Here is a 20101-nt window from a genome sequence, read left to right on the forward strand (position 1 = left end):
GGCAAGACTGCCTTGATGAACTCCCACTCCAGATCGCTCATGTCCGAACGCGCCATTTTCACACCCCAGCATGTTGTTTTGCTGGAAATGAAGCACAAGCCAATACGAATGATAAGGAATTTATAGGTGTGCTGCCTAGACGAAGAGATCGCCAACCACAGCCGAATGATCTCCAGCGCACCCAAAATCTCCCTCGGCGGCAAAGCCCTGGTGGTCGAAGACAGCCTGATCATCGCCATGGACGTCTCAGCCATGCTGGAAGATCTCGGATTTTTCGCGGTCAGCCGTGCGTCTTCGATCAAATCGGCCCTGACCCAACTGCAGACCGACACGTTTGAATATGCGGTTCTGGATGTAAATCTGGGTGCAGAACAATCGCTCGAGGTCGCCAAGGTGCTGGCGGAATTGGGCATTCCCTTTGTGCTGACCACGGGCTATGGCGCCTCACCGGATGTGATCGACGCATACCCTCCCTGCCCGGTGATCCAAAAACCCATCTCCGAGGAGAAACTGGCAGAGGCGCTGACCCAGTCGGCGGAACTGATCAAAGGAAACTGAGCGCGGTAAATACCGGCAGCTCGACGCACTTGGCAGCCTGTTGCCACGATCAGCAGGCTGTCATCCCCTGCGGCGCCGCACAGTCGGCTGGTCGCCGATACCGCACGCCCCCAGTGATCCTCTTTGCTGGGATCACAGAGCTGGGGTGACAGAGCTGGGATCACAGATCGACTTCGATCACACCGTCCTTTTGGGCCGCACGTGACTGGCACAGGATCACGGCATCCTGACGCTGGGATTTCGACAGCACAAAATCGCGGTGCTCCACCTCGCCCGAGACCAAGCCGCATTTGCACACGCCGCAGATGCCATCGGAACATTTCACATCAATATGTATGCCATGTTCCGCCAGCACATCCGTGGCGGTCTTGTCGGCAGGCACCTGCAGCTCTTTGCCAGACCGGGCCAGCTTCAGCGTGAAGTCGTGGTTTTCATATTCCGGCACCTCCGGCACCGAGAAATACTCCAGATGACGGGCCTCCTCCGGGAAGCCTTGACGCTCGGCCGCCTCCATCACCCCGCTCATGTAGCGATCCGGCCCACAGGTATAGACATGACACCCCGGCGCATAGCCTGCCAGGATCTGGTCCAAATCCGCGCGGCTGCCTTCGTCGGAGACATGCACCTGTACCTGCGCGGCCCAGGGCATCGCTGCCAGATCTGCCAGATATCCCGCATCTTCCCGGCTGGACACCGAGTAGTGCAATTCAAACGGCCGCCCCAAAGCATGCAGTCGATGCGCCATGGCAATCATCGGTGTCACCCCGATACCGCCGCCCATCAGGAAACTGCGGCTGGCCGTCTCCTCCAGCGGGAAGTGGTTGATCGGGCGCGAGATAAACACCTTGCGACCTTCGGTGAAGATCCGGTGCAACAGCTTTGAACCGCCCCGCCCGCTCTCTTCTCGCAGAACCCCGATCTGATAGGTCGACCGATCCGCCGGATCACCCGACATGGAATATTGGCGCAGGAACTCCGGCGCGACCACAATGTCCAGATGGGCCCCAGCCGTCCATTCCGGCAGCGGGCTGCCATCAAGGCTTTGAAATTCGTATTTCGTTACACCCCGGCTCATCACCTCGACCTTGGACACCACGACCCGCAGCACAGGGCTGTCTCCGTCGCTGGTGTAGATGTGATCCCAATCGCCAGTTTCGCCACGGGCGCGGCGGGCCTTGTATTCCTCCGCCGTGACCATCGCCTGATAGGCCTCGATCCCGGCCTCCCGGTCCATCGGGAAGGGATAAGGCCAGGGATGCGGTGCCAGATGCGCGGGATAGACGGCCAGCGTCTGATCCTCGTAGCGCAGATCCAGATCCTTCTGCAGCTTGCGGGCGTTGACCGGGTGGCGCGTCGGGCGATAGCCGCCGTCCTCTTCCAGTTCCAGATCCCACCACCATTTCTTGGCCGGGTTCATCTCGCCGTTGCCCGCCATATCATCCAGCCGCGCCAGCGCAGGCGCCGCCGATGGCATGTTCATCGCCGCCCAACGGAAGGGTTTTTCCTTGAAGATCCCCTCTAGGTTCCAAGGGCAGGTCTTCATGCAGCGCCCGCACATGGCACCACCGGGCGTGGTGATCCGATAGGTGGTGCATTTCTGACTGTCCGATTTCCAAATCTCATAGCCGTTGAACATCAGTTTCGGCCCTGCCGTGATGGCACCGGACGGGCATTCGCGCGCACATTTGTTGCAAGCCTCGCAAAACGCCTGCAGGCCAAAATCAATCGGCTTGTCATGCGCCATCGGCATATCAGTGGTCACAACCCCGGATTTCAGCCGCGGTCCCAGGAACGGGTTCAGGATCACCTCGCCAATGCGGCTCACTTCCCCCAGCCCCGACAACAACAAAAGCGGCGGCTGCAACACCTCGCCATCCATCACAGTGTGCGCCTTTGCCTTATAGCCGAGGTTGCGGATCTGCCGCGCAATAACCCCGCCCAGCAACGAAAACCGTAGATAGGCCCGCATCGATTGCGCCACAGCGATCCAATCATCGCCCGAGGTGCCTTCGGTGGTGTCAAAGCCCTGATCAACGATCATCGAAATGGCCTGATCATGCTCCGGATGGATTTCGGCCCCGGTGGCATCATGGCTGTACCAGCTCCACTCCGGGCAGCGGCTGATCCCAACCGCATCAATACCGAGCCAATAGCTGGTCGCCTTCACATTTGCCGCGTTGCGTTCCGCATCGCTTGGCCGCAGACCTGGCACCGCAGGCACACCATCCTGCAGCAGCACAAACGCCCCCAGCATCCGCCGTTGCGCCATCGAGGGTGCCGCCTTGCGCACGTAAAACCCGCCGGTCGAGGCCTTTTGGTTGGTCTTGCCCATATCGCCGAACTGACTGCGGGCGAACATGTCGGCGCGTTTGGGCACGCGCGCCACCCGCGGCTCGTCAATATAGGTGGTGGGATCTTCCACCCGTTTGAGCGTTTCAAACGGATGCGGCCCATCGCGGAAATCCCGGCTCGCGAAAGGATCACCATTCAGCGCCGACCGCTGCGAATCGAGACCGAGCCACCATTTCGGCCCTTTCACCTGCATCACCGGCTGCTGCGCCTGGGGCAGCAACGGCTGATCCTGCGCCAGATCGAAATCTGTCGTGACCACCGCAACCCCAAACCGCGTGCCCAGATAGGGATTGACCAGCTTGCCATCCTCCACCGTCGCAAGCCCTGCCGCCACGGTCAGTTGGTTCAGATCCACATCTGACGATGTGCCGGTATGTGCCTTTGCATCCCAACCGAGCAGTCGAATGTAGTTGGCCAACACCACGGCCGTTTCCGCCGCACGCAGGCAGGCGCGGTGGCGCTCTGCCCCCTCCAGCCACTCGCAGCCCGCTTCATCAGGGCGCGGATCCCGTGGCATTTCATATAGAAAGACAATCGAATGGGTGTGATCGCCGATGGTGGTGGGCGGTGCCTCCATCGCATCGCGCAGATCCGCCATGATCATGTCGATGCCAGAGGCCAGCGTCTTGGTCTGCCGCGTTTTCAGATCATGGGCCAACCGGTCGATATCCGGGTTGCGATAGGGCACATCCAGCCGGGCAGAGGCAGGCATCGGACCAATGCCAACCATGGCAGCATCACAAAAATAGCCAAAGGATTTGATATGCTGGGCGCGCTGCATCGGATCGCTGGGGCAATCGGCCTGCGCCTTGTTCACCAGCCCATCGCGGATCGCATCCATCATCGCCTGATACTCGCCCATCGCATTCACGATGGAGGCCGGCGCATCGGGCCGCGCAAAGGTCAGCGGTTGAAACCGCGGCACAGCTGTCAGATCCGGCAAAGCCCCCGGCTGCAACCGCTCCATCGGAAATGGCCCCATATGCATGGGCCGGGAGCGGGTGGAAAACAAACGAAGGGGCATGGCGAAGACCTGTCACAGGATATGGCTGGTACAGGTTCTATCGCAGAACGGCGATGTTGGAATAGGCTCCAACATCCAATTTTTCAGATATTCATTTAACTATATGTTTTTATTACATACAATCTTGCTGCGATCATCGCGGTAGGAAAGGCACTTCTTGAACTGCTCCCCCCTCGATGATCAACGCGTACCCCGGTTGCACCTCAACCCAATCATCGGTCTGGCTGTCCAGCGGCTCTGAGGTGACGATGACACCATCCTCGTAGCAGCGATAATAAAGACTGGGCGCATGACGATCAGAGGCATAGCGCGCGGCAAACAAACGCGCGCCATCCGACCAGCAGGCCCCGAAACGCATATGCGGCAGGCTGCCAGAGCTGCGCGACAGCGCCTCGACCTGCTGCACCGCCATGGCGACAGCACCGATAGGATCTCGATCCAGCCCCAGGCCCAGCGCGATCAGGAAAATTGCCTCGCTCTCGGTGCCACCCAAACGGCTGTCATAGATCTGATCGGGGATCAGCATATCCAGCTGTTTGCGAAACTGCATATGTCCGCCCGCCTGCCCGTTGTGCATAAAACTCCAGCGCCCGCAGGCAAACGGATGGCAATTGTTGCGCGACACCGCAGTGCCAGTGGAGGCGCGGACATGGGCCAGAAACAACCCCGTCTTGGTGTGCCGCGACAGCTGCGCCAGGTTTGGATCGGACCAGGCCGGATGCGTGTCCTTATAGAGGCACGGCTCAGCCCGCTCCGAATACCACGCCAGCCCGAACCCATCGGCATTGATCGGCGTTTTGCAAATCAGCGCGTGACGGCTTTGATGGACCAGCGAATGTTCTGGCACAAACACCAGATCCTCCAGATATCGCGGGCTGCCCTGCCAGGCCAACAGTCGGCACATCAGGCCACATTCCGCTGAAACCGCGCAGTCGCAGGATCGGCCTGATAGGCGCCACTGTGCTGGCCGGGATCCAGCGCCAGTGCGCGCACCGCATCAATGATCACATCCGCTTTCTCATCGCTCAACAACGCCGAGAAGTTGAGCCGGGTCCACCCCGGTTTCTCCATCTCCTGCCCCGCCAGAATGGCCGCCCGCATCTGGGCCGAACGCGGCGGTTCGATATCAAGCAGACGATGGGCATAAGGACCCGCACAGGCACAGCCCCCGCGGGCCTGCACGCCATAGACATCCGACAACATCCGGGTGACCAATTGCTGATGCACCAGCGCACCACTGTTTGGATCGCGCAGCTGCAGCGAGAAGATCGGCAAGCGCTCGGTCGCGTCGGGATTGCCCAGGATCTGCAGCGTCTCCAGACCACGCCACCCCCGCAACGCGCGCTGGCGCAGCTCTTCCTGACGGCGGCGCAGAAAATCAGCGCCCATCGCCTCTTTCACCAAAAGACACAGGGCCGCGCGAATATCCCCCACCACATTGGGGGTGCCCGCCTCTTCGCGCACCACCAGATCCGGGTTGTAGTCATGCTGCCATGGCGACACGAAGGTCACGGTGCCGCCTCCGGGCAAGGTCGGCCTGCTGCGCACCGCCGCGTCGCGGCGCAGGATCATCACACCGGACGCGCCAGGACCACCCAGGAATTTATGCGCCGAAAACACGATCGCATCTTTTTCCGCGTCCGTGCCCGCGGCCATATCCATCGGCAGATAGGGCCCACCACCGGCATAATCCCAGACCACCCGCGCCCCATAGCGGCGCAACAGACGGCTGACAGCATCGGTGTCGGTGACAATCCCGGTGACATTGGAGGCCGCAGAAAACGCCCCAACGATCAACCGATCCGGCGATGCCGCCTCTTGCAGCAACTGCTCCAGCGCATCCAGATCCGGCCCACCTGTGGCGGCCTCGGGGACTTCGACCACCTCCGCGCCGCTCTCGCGCCAGGGCAGAATGTTGGAGTGATGTTCGTAAGGGCCCAGAATGATCAGCGGGCGACGGCCCGCTGTCACCGCATCCGACACGCCCAAAAGATGCACCAACCGGTTGAGCCCAGCCGTGGCCCCAGACCCGGTGAACACCGTGGCAAAGCGGTCATCCGCGCCACAAATCCGGGCAATCGTCTGGCGCGCCGCCTTGCGCATCCGGGTCATGAAACTGCCGCAATAAGACGCCTCAGTGTGGCTGTTGGCGTAATAGGGCAGCACCTCATTCAGCACGAATTCCTCCACCTGACGCAGGGCGCGACCGGAGGCGACATAATCGGCATAGACCAGCGCCAAAGGGCCATTTGCCCCCGGCACAGGCGCCCCCTCGCCAATCACCCCCTGCCGCAATCGGTCCAGACAATCGGGGCCGGACAAGGACGCGGCAAAACGGTCAAGCAGATCATCAGCGGGGGAAAAAGTGGTCATTTGATCGGTTCCTTATCGTAGAACCCAAAAAATACCCCGTGAGAGATGCAAGTTTGCTTTCAAAAACCACATCAAACTCAGAAAAATTTCACATTATGACAACGAAGATATATCTTCCTGCGATCAAACCCTGCCAAAGCTGACATTCCCCCGCTCATATGAACACGAAATTCGGGGGAATGCCGTTAAACCCTTCCGCGATCAGACCCGCTCGGGCAGCACCTGCTCCATCGCCAGCACCAGCTTGTCGGTGATCTCGCCGATCTGATCCTCGCTGAGGATGAAGGGCGGGGCCAGCAGGATATGATCGCCCTGCCGCCCATCACGGGTGCCCGACATCGGGTAGCAGATCAGCCCCGCCTCGAACGCGGCCTTCTTCAGCTTGCCTGCTAGACCAAGCGCCGGATCAAACGGTGTCTTGCTTTCGCGGTCCGCCACCAGTTCGACGCCACGGAACAACCCACGCCCCCGCAGATCGCCCACATGCGGGTGCTGCCCGAACCGGGCCACCAATGCATCATGCAGTTTCGCCCCCATGTCCGCGCTGCGCTGCACCAGACCGCGCTCCAACAGCGCCCGGACCACCGCCAGCCCGGCAGCGGTTGCGACCGGATGGCCAATATAAGTGTGACCGTGCTGGAAAAATCCGCTGCCCGCTTCGATCACCTGATAGATCTCGCGACTGCACAGCATGGCGCCAATCGGCTGATAGCCTGCACCCAACCCTTTGGCGATACACAGGATATCCGGTGCTACCCCATCTGCCTCACAGGCATAAAGATGACCGGTGCGCCCCATGCCGCACATCACCTCATCCAGGATCAGCAAAACACCATATTGGTCACAGATCTCGCGAATGCGCTTGAAGTACCCTTCGACAGCAGGCACCGCCCCGGATGTCGCGCCGACAACCGGCTCCGCCATGAAGGCCATCACCGTTTCCGGCCCGAGGCGCAGGATCTCTGCCTCCAGCTCATTGGCGACCCGCTGACCGTAGTCATAGCTGCTCTCGCCATCGCCACGGTCGACATATTCATAGCAGGGCGCGATGTGCGAGATGTCGATCAGCAGCGGCGAAAACTGCTGCCGCCGCCATTCATTGCCACCAGCCGCCAGCGCCCCAAGCGTATTGCCATGGTAGCTCTGCCGCCGCGCGATCACATGGCGACGTGTCGTGTCGCCGCGTTCCAGATGATATTGCCGCGCCAGTTTGATCGCCGCTTCCGTCGCCTCTGATCCGCCCGACACGAAATACACCCGGTCCAGCTCTCCCGGCGCCTGCGAGATCAGCAGGTCCGCCAGCTCCTCTGCCGGATCGGAGGTCAGAAAACCGGTGTGGGCAAAGGCCAATTTGCCCACCTGTTCTTGCACTGCGGCGATCACCTCCGCATCAGAATGACCAAGGCAGGACACCGCCGCGCCGCCGGATCCATCGAAGTAGCGTTTGCCGTTTGCATCAATCAGGTAACACCCCTCGCCCGTAACGGCGGTGGGCAGATTGGCTTTTGTATGGCGGGGAAACACATGGCTCATGACAGAGCTCCTTCATCAGTAGAAACAGGACGGGGAGAGACAGAATCGGCAGAAACAGAACCGCCAGAAACAGACATCGGTCGCGGGCAATGCCCTGCGGCACGGGCCGCGGCCACAAACTCAGCGACCGAGGCCGCATTGTCAGCATAGGGCGACCCATCCGCCCGTTGGGTGTTGTTTTCAAACCCAATGCGCAGCTGGCCACCGGCCTCCAACGCTGCCAGCAGACAGGCGTGTTCGTCGCGCCCAAACGCGCACAGACCCCAGCGCAGGTCCAGATCTGCGGTCGCGGCCAAAAACGGGCGCAGCTCCTGCGGTCGTGCCAGACGGGGGGGATCATATTTGCCCAGAACAAAGATCGCCGACCGCATGGTGGTGGGAATATCACCGCGGGCATAGGCCGCGCGCAGCTCTGCAATACAGTCGGGGCCATATAGAATGTGCTGCACCTCGGTTCCCGCCTCGGCACATAGCGCATAGGCCCGCGCCGCCAGGTCCCAGTCGCGGGCCATTTCCCGCACCGACACCGAAGCCGCAGCCGGGCGCAGCGCCTCAAGGCAGGCCAGCTGATCTGCAACCCCAAACAGGCCCGCGCTTTCGGTGGTGATTTGGATCGCCATCTGCGGCGCAGCGTCTGCGACCGCCGCCATCGCCTCGCGGTAGCGGCCTGCATCCAGCGAATGCTGGCCGGTTTCATCGCGCACATGCATGTGAATCGCCTGCGCCCCGGCTGCAAAACACGCCGCCGCCGTCTGCCCCAGCGCCTCCGCCGTGACCGGCAGCCCGGCATAATCCTGCGCCATGCGCCGCGCCCCGTTGGGCGCCACCATCAAGTCAAAGTCTGCCAAATCAAAATCTGCCATTTCCAAGTTCGTCATGGAGTTCTGCTCCATCACACATCCATCGCAAGAATCACGCCCCGCCCCATGCAGGTTGGATCACGCCCGTCGCTGACCCTGCCCCAGCGGCAAGCCGCGCCACAATTCCCCAAAGACAGAACAAATGTTTTGTTGTCACGACCATGGCGCCACCTCCCGCACCAACGCCTAGATCAGCGCGTCACGGCCGCCTTCTGGACACAAAGCGCACCAGCAACTGGACCTAGAGCAATCGCCGTATTTAGCGTTTCGTAACCACAGGGCGAGTCTGACCGGCTGTTCGGTGACAGTTCGCATTTTCAAACAGGATAGAAAGGACATGTCATGGACGGCACGTTCAACGAAAACGATCTGAGCCGCGTCATCGCCGCCGACAAAGCCAACGTCTGGCACCACCTGATCCAGCACAAACCCTTTGAAGACAGTGATCCCCGCATCATCGTCGAAGGCAAAGGCATGCGCGTTTGGGATCAGAACGGCAAAGAATGGCTCGATGCGGTCTCTGGCGGCGTCTGGACCGTCAACGTCGGCTATGGCCGCGAAGAGATCTGCAAAGCGGTCTATGACCAGCTGATGAAGCTCTGCTATTTCGCGCAGTCCGCAGGTTCCATCCCCGGGGCACTTTTTGCCGAGAAGCTGATTGAAAAGATGCCAGGCATGAGCCGCGTCTACTACAACAACTCCGGCTCCGAGGCGAACGAGAAAGCCTTCAAGATGGTGCGCCAGATCGCGCACAAGAAATATGGCGGCAAGAAAACCAAGATCCTGTATCGCGACCGCGACTATCACGGCTCCACGCTGGCCACGATGTCGGCCGGTGGCCAGGACGAGCGCAACGCCCAGTATGGCCCCTTCGCGCCAGACTTCGTGCGCGTCCCCCACTGCATGGAGTACCGCAAGCATGAACTCGGCCTGGAGCATCTGTCCGGCGAAGAGTTCGGCGTTGCCGCCGCCAACCTGATCGAAGAGGTCATCCTGCGCGAAGGTCCTGAAACCGTTGGCGCGCTCTGCCTCGAGCCAGTGACCGCAGGCGGTGGCGTGATCGAAGCACCCGAAGGCTACTGGCCGCGCGTGCAGGAAATCTGCAAGAAATACGATATCCTGCTGCACATCGACGAAGTGGTCTGCGGCATTGGTCGCACCGGCACCTGGTTTGGCTATCAGCAGTATGGCATCCAGCCAGACTTCGTGACCATGGCCAAAGGTGTGGCCTCCGGCTACGCGGCGATTGCCTGCCTTGTGACCACCGAAGAAGTGTTCAACATGTTCAAGGACGACGCTAGCGATCCGATGAACTACTTCCGCGACATCTCCACCTTCGGGGGCTGCACCGCAGGCCCGGCGGCGGCTCTGGCCAACATGAAGATCATCGAGGACGAAAACCTGCTGGACAACTGCACCGCCATGGGCGCGCGGATGAAAGCAAACCTCGAAGCGCTGAAGGAAAAGCACGCGGTGATCGGCGACGTGCGCGGCAAGGGTCTGTTCCTCGGGGCGGAATTGGTCGCAGATCGCGAAACCAAAGAACCCGTGGCAGAGAAACTGGCGCAGGCCGTTGTGGCCGAATGTGGCAATCAGGCGGTGATCATCGGTGTCACCAACCGCTCCATTCCCGGCAAGAACAACACCCTGTGCTTCAGCCCGGCTCTGATCGTGACGCCAGAAGATGTCGACCGGATCACCGACGCAGTGGATGTCGCGCTGACCAAAGTCTTCGGCTGACGCGGCACCTGCCCACGTCCCGCAGCAAGACCCGGCAACGCCACCGCCGGGTCATCTCTGCCGGGACGCATCTGGCCTGATAAAAAATGCGGAGGGTGGCCCTGTCCAACGGGCCACCTTTCTTGCATCTCAGGGGTCTCAGATCACAGATCACATCCGATCGCAGACCAAAGGTGTTTTCCCATGTGGGCCTCTCCAACCAACCTGACAGGCAATCGCGTCGCACTCGCGCCATTGTCCCACGCACATGCCCCCGACCTCGCCGAAGCAGCCGCAGACGGGGACCTGCATCACCTGTGGTACACATTTGTTCCCGCACCACAGGACATCAGCGCCGAAATCGACCAACGCCTGGCGCAGCAGGCACAAGGGACCATGGCCCCTTTTGCCATTCTCACTCCCAACGGACAGGCCGTCGGCATGACCACCTATATGAACATTGACGCCACCAATCAGCGGCTGGAAATCGGCTCCACCTGGTATCGTAAAGCCGTGCAGCGCAGCGGGCTGAACACCGAATGCAAATGGCTGATGCTGCGCCATGCCTTTGAACAGCTGGAGGCCATCGCCGTGGAGTTCCGCACCCACCGCTTGAACCGCCAAAGCCGCGCAGCCATCGAACGTCTGGGCGCACAGCTCGATGGGATCCTGCGTGCCCATGCGGTGATGCCAAATGGCACGCTGCGCGACACTGCGGTCTATTCCATCACCGATGCCGAATGGCCGGTCATCAAGGCGCACCTGACCCACCTGATGAACCGCTGACCTCCGAGCCTGACCGGATCGGGGCCAGCCCCATTTCCATCCTGTTCGGTCCGGTTCGGTCCAGTTCAGCGCGTTTCAACCCAGCTTACCCAGTCCAACCCTGCAACAGCAGTATTCTGCCAGATCAATGTAAGTCCAGATTGCACCTGACTTATGTCCAGCTTAAAGTGCCCCCATGGCCATTTCTGTCGACACCTTCTTTCTCAACCCCGATGCCCAGGGCACGCTGCAGGCGCAGATCCAGGAAATGATCGCCGAAGGCATTCTTTCGGGCCGCCTGCGGGTCGGGGAAAAACTGCCCTCCTCGCGCAAGCTGGCAGCGCATCTGGGGATCAGCCGGATCACGGTGACGCTGGCCTATACCGAACTTCTGGCCAATGACTACCTGATCTCCAAAGGGCGCTCAGGATACTATGTGTCGGAGAACGCCCCTGTGCCGCCGACCTATGCACCTTCGGCAAAATCCATGGACACCGTGAACTGGTCCGAAGCGCTGGTTGGCGATTTCAGCAGCGGCGACACCCCTCGCAAACCACAGAACTGGCGCGATTTCCGGTATCCTTTCATCTACGGGCAGGCCGATGCCTCGCTGTTTGATCATGCGAATTGGCGGCTCTGCGCGCTGCGCGCCCTGGGGCAAAAGGATTTTGCCGCGCTCACCAACGATTATTTCGATCAGGATGATCCGCTGTTGATCGAATATATCGCCCGCCACACCCTGCCCCGCCGGGGCATTTCCGCCCGACCCGAGGAGATCCTGATCACCCTGGGGGCGCAAAACGCGCTTTGGCTGGCGGCGCAGCTGCTGCTGGCACCGGGGCGCAAGGCCGCGCTGGAGGATCCGACTTATTACACCCTGCGCGATCAGCTGGTCTATCGCGGCTGCGAGATCGAGTGCCTACCGGTGGACCATGACGGGCTGCCGCCCGAGACGGTCTCGGACGACACAGATGTGATTTTCACAACCCCCAGCCACCAGAGCCCAACCACCGCCACCATGCCGATGGCGCGCCGCAAACAGCTGCTCGACCGCGCGCGAGAGATCGATGCCGTGATCGTGGAGGATGATTACGAATTCGAGATGTCTTTCCTCGGGGCGCCGTCCCCGGCGCTCAAGTCGCTCGACACCGATGGGCGGGTTGTCTACGTCGGCAGCTTCTCCAAATCGCTCTTCCCCGGTCTGCGGCTGGGGTATCTGGTCGGATCAGAACCCTTCATCCGCCAGGCCCGTGCGTTGCGGGCCAATGTCCTGCGCCACCCGCCCGGACATGTGCAGCGGACCGTGGCCTATTTCCTGTCGCTCGGTCATTACGATGCCCAGATCCGCCGCATGGCAAAGGTGCTGCACGACCGCCGCTGCGTGATCGAAGAGGCCATCGACCAGCACGGTCTGACGGTGGCAGGCGTTGGCGTCTATGGCGGCTCTTCACTGTGGATGCGGGCCCCGGATGGCGTCGACACCGCTGTCGTCTCTGCCGCGCTGAAACAGAAAAGCGTGATCATCGAACCCGGCGCGCCGTTCTTTGCCGAGGCCCATCGCAAAGCGAATTACTATCGCCTTGGCTATTCATCGATCCCGGCCAATCGCATCGAACCCGGGCTGGCCTTGCTGGCGCAGGCCCTGCGCCCCTCCCGCGCCAAAGCGGGCTGATCCCACGCCAGATTGAGCCCCAAGTGCGAGGCGATGCACGCTGCGGCCACCCCAGCCGCGGCGCTTTCGTGCCTGTAACGCTCAGCCGTGCAGGCGGCTCCCCGACCGCGCTTGGCCCAAACCAGTTCCAAGCGTGACCCAAAACCAGAACCCGCCGCATATTGGCGCTACTGGCATTAAGCGGGTTGTAGAACTGGCCCTAACCCGGCTCCTCACGGCAGCATAAACCAAGTTATCCCGGCCGCAGTGCCGGCTCTTTTTGGCGTCTCACCAGGAGCACACGCAATGAAAATGACCACCGAAGAAGCATTTGTCAAAACGCTGCAAATGCATGGCATCCAACATGCGTTTGGCATCATCGGTTCGGCCATGATGCCAATTTCGGATATCTTCCCTGAAGCGGGCATCACCTTCTGGGACTGTGCCCACGAAGGGTCTGGCGGCATGATGGCCGATGGCTACACCCGCGCGACCGGCAAAATGTCGATGATGATCGCCCAGAACGGCCCCGGCATCACCAACTTCGTCACCGCCGTCAAAACCGCCTATTGGAACCACACACCGCTGCTGCTGGTGACACCGCAGGCAGCAAACAAGACCATCGGTCAGGGCGGTTTCCAGGAAATGGAACAGATGCGCATGTTCGCCGACTGCGTCGCCTATCAGGAAGAGGTCCGCGACCCCTCCCGCGTGGCCGAAGTGCTGAACCGCGTCATCATGAACGCAAAACGCGCCTCTGCACCTGCACAGCTGAACATCCCGCGTGACATGTGGACCCAGGTTGTCGACATCGAACTGCCCGCAATCGTCGAGTTCGAGCGCCCCGCCGGTGGCGAAACCGCAGTGGCCGACGCCGCCAAACTGCTGTCCGAAGCAAAGAACCCCGTGATCCTCAACGGCGCCGGTGTGGTTCTGTCCAAAGGCGGCATCGCAGCATCGCAAGAGCTGGCCGAACGTCTGGATGCACCAGTTTGCGTGGGCTACCAGCACAACGACGCCTTCCCCGGCAACCACCCGCTGTTTGCAGGCCCGCTGGGCTACAACGGCTCCAAGGCCGGTATGGAACTGATCAAAGAAGCAGACGTCGTGCTCTGCCTCGGCACCCGTCTGAACCCGTTCTCCACCCTGCCCGGCTACGGCATGGAGTACTGGCCCGCAGACGCCAAGATCATCCAGGTGGACATCAACCCCGACCGCATCGGCCTGACCAAGAAGGTGTCGGTCGGCATCATCGGTGACGCAGCCAAAGTGGCGCAGGGCATTCTCGCCCGTCTCAGCGAAACCGCAGGCGACGAAGGCCGCGACGCGCGCCGCAACCACATCGCGGAAACCAAATCCCGCTGGGCCCAGCAGCTCACCGAGATGACCCACGAAGACGACGATCCAGGCACCACCTGGAACGAACGTGCGCGTGCCGACAAACCGGACTGGATGTCCCCCCGTATGGCATGGCGTGCGATCCAGCAGGCGCTGCCGCGCGAGGCGATCATTTCCTCCGACATCGGCAACAACTGCGCCATCGGCAACGCCTACCCATCCTTCGATGAGGGCCGCAAATACCTCGCACCTGGCCTGTTCGGCCCCTGCGGCTACGGTCTGCCTGCCATCGTTGGCGCCAAGATCGGCCAGCCTGACGTGCCGGTTGTGGGTTTCTCCGGCGACGGTGCCTTCGGCATCGCGGTGACCGAGCTGACCGCCATTGGCCGCGGCGAATGGCCTGCCATCACCCACATCGTATTCCGCAACTACCAGTGGGGTGCGGAAAAGCGGAACTCCACCCTGTGGTTCGATGACAACTTCGTCGGCACTGAACTGGACGAGCAGGTCTCTTATGCTGGCATGGCCAAAGCCTGCGGTCTGCAAGGTGTGGTCGCTCGCACCATGGACGAGCTGACCTCCGCCCTGGCGCAGGCCATCGAAGACCAGAAAAACGGCAAGACCACATTGATCGAAGCGATGATCAACCAGGAACTCGGTGAGCCGTTCCGCCGCGACGCCATGAAGAAGCCGGTCCGCGTGGCTGGCATCAACAAGGCCGACATGCGCGAACAGCAGGTCTAACGCCTATGCCCCTGCCTTTTGATCTCTCAATTGGCGAGGGCGCCTTTTTGGCCGCCGCCCTGTTTGCGGCGGCCTTTATTCGCGGCTATTCCGGTTTTGGATTTTCCGCGATCTTTATCATTCTGGCGGCGTTGATCACCAATCCGCTGCCGCTTATTCCCGTCGTCTTTGCCTGCGAAATTGCGATGACAGCGTTTCAGGCGCGGGGCATCCGGCCCCATATCGACTGGCGCCGCACCCTGGCCCTGCTCGCCGGAGCCGCCATCGCCACCGTGCCCTCCGTGGCGCTGATGGCGCGGCTCGATCCGGAGCAGGCCCGACTGGTGATTTCCGCCCTGATCCTCGCCCTCAGCCTGCTGCTGCTCAGCGGTTGGAGCCTGTCGCGCCCCATCGGCACCGGTGGCCATGTGGCCGTGGGCATGGCCTCTGGCATGGCCAACAGTGCCGGGGTCGGCGGTCTGCCCGCTGCGGCTTTCCTGACCGCGCAACCCATCCCCCCCGCCGTGTTCCGGGCCACCATGGTGGTCTATCTGACCGGCATTGACGTTATGGCCCTGCCAGTGATGTCGGCCCACGGACTGGTTGGCCCCGACACGCTCTGGGGCGTGCTGCTGGCCTTTCCGGTTCTGGGCGCAGGCGTCTGGGTCGGCTCTCGCGGGTTTGCACTGGCCTCTCCCACTCTGTTCCGCCGCTATGTGGTCACGCTTCTGGCCGGGCTTGCGGTGCTCAACATCGCAAAGGTAGCGCTATGACCCAGAATGAGACCAAAGCCCCCGCTCAGGCGAAGAAAAGCCAGGAAATCCTGATCCTTAACTCCGGATCGTCCTCGATCAAATTTGCCGTCTTTGATGGCCAGATCGAAGAACGCATTGCCGGCATGGCCGAAGGCATCGGCACGCCGCAATCCCGCCTGACCATCGGGGCCGACAGCAAGGACAGCAAATTTGCCACCCATGCCGGGGCCCTCGCCGCGATCCTGGCGGCGCTGCCCGACTATGGGATCGATCCCGACACGCTGGCCGCCGCAGGGCACCGCGTGGTGCATGGTGGCCGCAGGTTGACCGCACCGGTGCGCATCAGCCCGGAAATCCGCGCCGCCATTGCCGATTGCACCCCACTGGCACCGCTGCACAACCCCCACAGTCTGGCCGCCATCGACACGCTGGCCTCGCTGAACCCGAAACTGCCGCAATTTGCCAGCTTCGACACCTCTTTCCACGCCAGCAACCCCGATGTTGCCACCCGCTATGCGATCCCGCGTGTGGAAGAGACCAAAGGCATCCGCCGCTACGGGTTTCACGGGCTGTCCTACGCCTCCATGGTGCGTTGCCTGCCAGAGGTCTCGGATGCGCCGCTGCCATCGCGGCTGCTGGCCTTTCACCTGGGCAATGGCGCCTCGCTTTGTGCCATCCACAACGGTCGCTCCATTGCCACCACCATGGGCTATTCCCCGCTCGATGGGCTGACCATGGGCACCCGCTCCGGCGGCATCGATGCAAATGCGGTTCTGCGGCTGGTCGAAGACAACGGGCTGGAACGGACCAAAGCGATTCTGAACAACGAAAGCGGCCTGCTGGGCCTGTCTGGTGGCAAGTCCGACATGCGCAATCTGATGCTGGACCCAAGCGCAGACAGCGCCTTTGCCATCGAACATTTCTGCTATTGGAGCCTGCGTCATGCCGGCAGTTTGATTGCCGCGATGGAGGGGTTGGACGCCATCGCTTTCACCGGCGGGATCGGCGAAAATGCGGTCGCCGTGCGCGCCCGGATCCTGCGTGGTCTGGAATGGATCGGCGCACGCATGGATATCGATGCGAATCACGCCCGAAAAACCCGGCTTCATGCGGCCACATCCAAGGTCTCGATCTGGGTGGTGAAAGCCGAGGAAGAGCGCCAGATCGCCATGGATGCGCGCTCTTTGTTGGGGGCGCCATGATCAGCGCCTCCCATGTTTTTGACGACCTGAAATCCGATCAGATCTGGGCCACCGTCAGCACTGTTGCCGCCACGATATCGGCAACAGACGCGCCCCGGCTGAGATCGCAAACCGGCTTGGCAAAGCCCTGCAAGAACGGTCCCAGCGCCTGCGCACCGCCCAGTTCCTGGCAGAGTTTATACCCGATATTGCCCGCATCCAGCGTCGGAAAAATCAGCACATTTGCCGCCAGCGGCGCGATGCCTTTCTTCTCCGCGATCACCGGATTGAGCGCCGCATCCGCCTGCACCGGCCCCGCAAAACCGGTCGCTTCTGCAGCCTCTCGCACCAGCGCAACACTGTCGCCATCGCCGGATGTGCCGGTGGAAAATGACAGCATCGCGACCTGCGAACGCCCCAAAAGCGCCTCTGCCGAACGCGAAGAAGCGCGTGCAATATCAGCAAGTTGGCTCGCATCCGGTGCGACGTTCACTGCGCAATCGGCAAACACAAATTCGCGCCCATCGGGAAACACCATCAAGAAGAACGACGAGGCTGTGCTGACGCCCGCATCCAACCCGATGCCGATGCTGGCCGCCTCGATCACCCGGCGGGTTGGCGCATCTGCGCCCGCCACCATCGCCTCTGCCTCACCAGCAGCCACCATCGCGGCGGCGCGGTACAGCGGCTTTGCCAGCATCCGTTTGGCGATCGCTTCCTTCATGCCACGCGCCGAGACCAAAACATCCACATGCGCCTGCGACACAGGCGCCAACGGCACCGCCTCCACCAGCCCCTCACGGGTCAGCTCGTCCACGGCGGCCGCCACTCTGGGATCATCAATTTCCGGGAACACAACCCGGGCTTTGCGGTCCCGGGCAAGCGCATATGCGTTTTCAAGTACAGTCATTTCAATCTCCAATTTGGAGAAAAGGAGCCAGCAATGAGCGATAACGTCAAGATCAACCGTGGCCTAAAAGGGATCTACTTTGAGCGCTCAGGTGTGTCGGATATTGATGGGGCCAAAGGAGAGCTGAGCTATCGTGGATATTCGATTCACGATCTCGCCACCCATGCCACCTTCGAGGAGGTCTGCTACCTTCTGATCCACGGCGACCTGCCCACTGCCGCCCAATTGGCCGCCTTCGATGGCGCGCTGAAATCCGCGCGCGTGCTGCCTGATGCGGTGATGGATATCATCCGCGCCACCAAAGACGGCCACCCGATGGATGTGCTGCGCACCGCCGTGTCCGCCCTCGCGGCCATGGAGCCCGACAGCCAGAACGTGGGCGAAGAGGCTTTTGTTGCCAACGGCATCCGCCTGATTTCACAGGTGCCGATCATCATCGCCGCCCATGATGCCATCCGCAACGGGCGCGATCCTGTGACCCCGGACCAGACGCTCAGCCACGCGGGCAACTGGCTGTGGATGCTGAAGGGTGAAAAACCCACCCCCGAAGCCACCCGCCTTGCGGATGTGGATTTCATCCTCCACGCAGAACATGGCGCCAATGCCTCCAGCTTTGCCGCGCGGGTCACCATTGGCACCGAAACCAACCTGCACGGCGGCATCGTCACGGCGCTCTCCACCCTGGCCGGTCCCGCCCATGGTGGCGCGGCCGAGGACGTCATGAAGATGGTCCACGACATCGGCACCCCCGATAACGCGGCCGCCTACGTCAAGGCAAAGCGCGCCGCCAAAGAAGCCGTCACCGGCTTTGGCCACCGGGTCTACCGCAAGGAAGACCCCCGCGCCCGCCACATGCGCGAGGGCGTGCGCCAGCTGGGCGAAGAAATGGGTGCGCCGGAGTGGTATGAAATCCTGCAAGCGGTTGTGGAGGCGATGCAGCCCTATGCCCGCCACGGTCTGAACGTGAACGTCGATTTCTATTCCGGCGTGATCTACCAGCTGCACGGCATCGCCATGGACCTCTATGTGCCGATCTTTGCCATCGGCCGCATGCCCGGCTGGATCATCCAATGCATCGAACAGCAGCGCGGCAATATCCTGATCCGTCCGCTGACGCTCTACAACGGGCCAGAGCCACGCGCCTACACGCCGCTGTCGGAACGCTAAGCCTCGCTTTTAATCACCAAAGGGGAGACCGTTCCGGTCTCTCCACACTCATGCGAAAATTTTCCTCGCGCCCGCCAGAAATCCCCCCTAGCCTGAGCGCACGACCCTTACAGGACAGTTGATGATCGGACGTCAAGACAAGATGCCAACATGGTTTACTGGCACAGGCTTTGCCACACTCAAGGAACAGGGGCGTATTCTATTTCCCGGCATCACCGTTTCCGTGATCGTTGCGGTGACGGCCCAGTTTCTGGCAGAACATTATGCCACCCCTGCGATGCTGATGGCCCTGTTGCTGGGCATCGCGGTCAGCTTCCTTGGCGAAGAGGGGCGCACGGTCCCCGGCGTGGCCTTCTCGGCGCGCACGTTGCTGCGCCTGGGCGTGGCGCTGCTGGGGGTGCGGGTGTCGATGATGCTGCTCGCGGATCTTGGCCTGCCGCTGATCGCGCTCACCGTGGCGGGCGTGGCGGCCACCATCGCGTTTGGTCTGCTGGTGGCGCGATTTTTTGGTCACAAATGGCGGTTTGCCCTGCTGACCGCGGGGTCTGTTGCCATCTGCGGGGCCTCTGCTGCCATGGCCATTGCCGCCATTCTGCCGCGTGATGAACGCTCCGAGCAGCGGCTGATCTTCACGGTGATGGGCGTCACCGTGCTGTCCACCGTTGCCATGATCGCCTATCCGATCCTGGCCCGTATGCTCGAATTCGATCCGATCCAGGCGGGCGTGTTCCTGGGCGGCACCATCCATGATGTGGCGCAGGTGGTTGGCGCGGGCTTTTCGATCTCCGAAGAAACCGGCGACACAGCCACATTGGTCAAACTGATCCGGGTGTCGATGCTGGCCCCTGTGGTGCTGATCGCCTCGCTCGCCATCCGCCGCTTTGCCGAACCGCCAAGCGATGGCAAACGCCCGCCGTTGCTGCCCGGTTTCGTCATCGCCTTTATCGTGCTCGCCGCGCTGAATTCGGCAGGCCTCATTCCAGCGGCCCTGGAAGAGCTGCTCAGCAGCCTGTCGCGCTGGCTCCTGCTGATCGCCATCGCGGCGGTGGGCATGAAAAGCAATCTCAAACAGGTGCTCTCCGTGGGCGGTGCCGCCATCGCGCTGCTGGTCACGGAAACCATCTTTATCGCCGCTGTCATCCTCGTGGGGATTTCGATCCTGACCTGACACACAACAAAAACTAGGGAGGCC

General features: G+C 61.6%; 15 protein-coding genes. 9 read left to right on the top strand and 6 right to left on the bottom strand.

Annotated elements, in window-relative coordinates; genetic code table 11:
- Positions 1 to 126: 126 nt before the first annotated feature.
- Positions 127 to 558: a response regulator gene (locus Q0C28_RS05070; RefSeq protein WP_293573566.1), complete on the top strand. Its 432-nt coding sequence runs from the start codon at positions 127 to 129 to the stop codon at positions 556 to 558.
- A gap of 160 nt (positions 559 to 718) precedes the next feature.
- Here Q0C28_RS05070 and Q0C28_RS05075 read toward each other — a convergent pair whose 3' ends face one another.
- The 5 genes from Q0C28_RS05075 to Q0C28_RS05095 all read right to left on the bottom strand — a co-directional run bounded on the left by Q0C28_RS05075 (position 719) and on the right by Q0C28_RS05095 (position 8688).
- A complete protein-coding gene (locus tag Q0C28_RS05075) occupies positions 719 to 3934 on the bottom strand; it encodes a 2Fe-2S iron-sulfur cluster-binding protein (RefSeq protein WP_293573567.1) in 3216 nt (1071 codons plus the stop codon).
- 133 nt (positions 3935 to 4067) lie between these two features.
- Positions 4068 to 4838, bottom strand: a complete 771-nt coding sequence (locus tag Q0C28_RS05080) for a class II glutamine amidotransferase (RefSeq protein ID WP_293573568.1) — start codon at positions 4836 to 4838, stop codon at positions 4068 to 4070.
- Complete coding sequence (locus Q0C28_RS05085; protein ID WP_293573569.1) at positions 4838 to 6307, bottom strand: aminotransferase class V-fold PLP-dependent enzyme; 1470 nt, start codon at positions 6305 to 6307, stop codon at positions 4838 to 4840. Before Q0C28_RS05085 ends, Q0C28_RS05080 begins: the two co-directional genes overlap by 1 nt.
- Before the next feature lie 201 nt (positions 6308 to 6508).
- A complete protein-coding gene (locus Q0C28_RS05090) occupies positions 6509 to 7840 on the bottom strand; it encodes an aspartate aminotransferase family protein (protein WP_293573570.1) in 1332 nt (443 codons plus the stop codon).
- Positions 7837 to 8688: a 3-keto-5-aminohexanoate cleavage protein gene (locus Q0C28_RS05095; RefSeq protein ID WP_293573597.1), complete on the bottom strand. Its 852-nt coding sequence runs from the start codon at positions 8686 to 8688 to the stop codon at positions 7837 to 7839. The genes Q0C28_RS05090 and Q0C28_RS05095 overlap by 4 nt, the downstream gene beginning before the upstream one ends.
- Positions 8689 to 9042: 354 nt before the next feature.
- Between Q0C28_RS05095 and Q0C28_RS05100 the strand changes: the two genes are divergently transcribed.
- The 6 genes from Q0C28_RS05100 (at position 9043) to Q0C28_RS05125 (ending at position 16853) form a co-directional block, all read left to right on the top strand.
- The gene (locus Q0C28_RS05100) at positions 9043 to 10440 is read left to right on the top strand and encodes an aminotransferase class III-fold pyridoxal phosphate-dependent enzyme (RefSeq protein WP_293573571.1); all 1398 of its coding nucleotides are present in this window, start codon (positions 9043 to 9045) and stop codon (positions 10438 to 10440) included.
- A 183-nt stretch (positions 10441 to 10623) separates the two neighbouring features.
- Positions 10624 to 11205 (top strand): GNAT family protein, encoded by a 582-nt coding sequence (locus Q0C28_RS05105; protein ID WP_293573572.1) that lies wholly within the window; start codon positions 10624 to 10626, stop codon positions 11203 to 11205.
- A 175-nt stretch (positions 11206 to 11380) separates the two neighbouring features.
- Positions 11381 to 12856: a PLP-dependent aminotransferase family protein gene (locus Q0C28_RS05110; RefSeq protein WP_293573573.1), complete on the top strand. Its 1476-nt coding sequence runs from the start codon at positions 11381 to 11383 to the stop codon at positions 12854 to 12856.
- A 285-nt stretch (positions 12857 to 13141) separates the two neighbouring features.
- On the top strand, positions 13142 to 14917 hold the full coding sequence (xsc, locus tag Q0C28_RS05115; protein ID WP_293573574.1) for a sulfoacetaldehyde acetyltransferase: 1776 nt from the start codon (positions 13142 to 13144) through the stop codon (positions 14915 to 14917).
- A gap of 5 nt (positions 14918 to 14922) precedes the next feature.
- Positions 14923 to 15669 carry a TSUP family transporter gene (locus tag Q0C28_RS05120; protein ID WP_293573575.1) on the top strand — a complete coding sequence of 249 codons (747 nt, stop codon included), beginning with the start codon at positions 14923 to 14925 and terminating at the stop codon, positions 15667 to 15669.
- The gene (locus Q0C28_RS05125; protein ID WP_293573576.1) at positions 15666 to 16853 is read left to right on the top strand and encodes an acetate/propionate family kinase; all 1188 of its coding nucleotides are present in this window, start codon (positions 15666 to 15668) and stop codon (positions 16851 to 16853) included. Before Q0C28_RS05120 ends, Q0C28_RS05125 begins: the two co-directional genes overlap by 4 nt.
- Before the next feature lie 37 nt (positions 16854 to 16890).
- Here Q0C28_RS05125 and Q0C28_RS05130 read toward each other — a convergent pair whose 3' ends face one another.
- The gene (locus Q0C28_RS05130) at positions 16891 to 17742 is read right to left on the bottom strand and encodes a phosphate acyltransferase (RefSeq protein ID WP_293573577.1); all 852 of its coding nucleotides are present in this window, start codon (positions 17740 to 17742) and stop codon (positions 16891 to 16893) included.
- A 33-nt stretch (positions 17743 to 17775) separates the two neighbouring features.
- Between Q0C28_RS05130 and Q0C28_RS05135 the strand changes: the two genes are divergently transcribed.
- Together Q0C28_RS05135 and Q0C28_RS05140 are read left to right on the top strand one after the other, a co-directional pair.
- On the top strand, positions 17776 to 18909 hold the full coding sequence (locus tag Q0C28_RS05135) for a citrate synthase (protein ID WP_293573578.1): 1134 nt from the start codon (positions 17776 to 17778) through the stop codon (positions 18907 to 18909).
- A 142-nt stretch (positions 18910 to 19051) separates the two neighbouring features.
- Positions 19052 to 20077 carry a putative sulfate exporter family transporter gene (locus tag Q0C28_RS05140; RefSeq protein ID WP_293573598.1) on the top strand — a complete coding sequence of 342 codons (1026 nt, stop codon included), beginning with the start codon at positions 19052 to 19054 and terminating at the stop codon, positions 20075 to 20077.
- Positions 20078 to 20101: the final 24 nt, after the last annotated feature.

It is taken from the genome of Phaeobacter sp., from assembly GCF_022825805.1.
Taxonomy (GTDB): domain Bacteria; phylum Pseudomonadota; class Alphaproteobacteria; order Rhodobacterales; family Rhodobacteraceae; genus Phaeobacter.